General features: G+C 62.6%; 1 protein-coding gene. It reads left to right on the top strand.

Going from position 1 to position 430, the window contains the following annotated elements:
- Window positions 1-363, top strand: a 363-nt coding sequence (locus FLO80_RS23950) for a sterol desaturase family protein (protein ID WP_149187153.1), incomplete at its 5' end; no start/stop codon positions are given.
- Window positions 364-430: the final 67 nt, after the last annotated feature.

The raw sequence follows: 430 nt of genomic DNA, 5'->3' as shown, positions 1-430 counted from the left end.
GCCTACGTGGTGATGGGCATCAGCATCGAGGCCGGCGCCTACTACATCATGTTCGCCGCGCTCGGCGAGATGTTCTACCACTCGAACCTGCGCACCCCGCACGTCCTCGGCTACCTGTTCCAGCGCCCGGAGATGCACCGCATCCACCACCAGCGCGACCGCCACGAGTGCAACTACAGCGACTTCCCGATCTGGGACATGTTGTTCGGCACCTACGAGAACCCCCGCCGCATCGACGAGCCGCAGGGCTTCGCCGGCGACAAGGAGCAGCAGTTCGTCGACATGCTGCTGTTCCGCGACGTGCACAGCCTCCCCGGAAAAACCCAGCCCGCTCCCGTCCTGGTCAAGCCCGACGTCAGGTGAACGCCATGATTCCAGACATCGATTCCCGTCTCAGCCGGAACATATTGAAATCCATCTCGTATGGCCT

The sequence above is a fragment of the Aquicoccus porphyridii genome (genome assembly GCF_008369105.1).
GTDB lineage: Bacteria > Pseudomonadota > Alphaproteobacteria > Rhodobacterales > Rhodobacteraceae > Aquicoccus > Aquicoccus porphyridii.
Note: the sequence above shows the minus strand (reverse complement) of the source record. Positions and strands in the feature narration are given on the sequence as shown.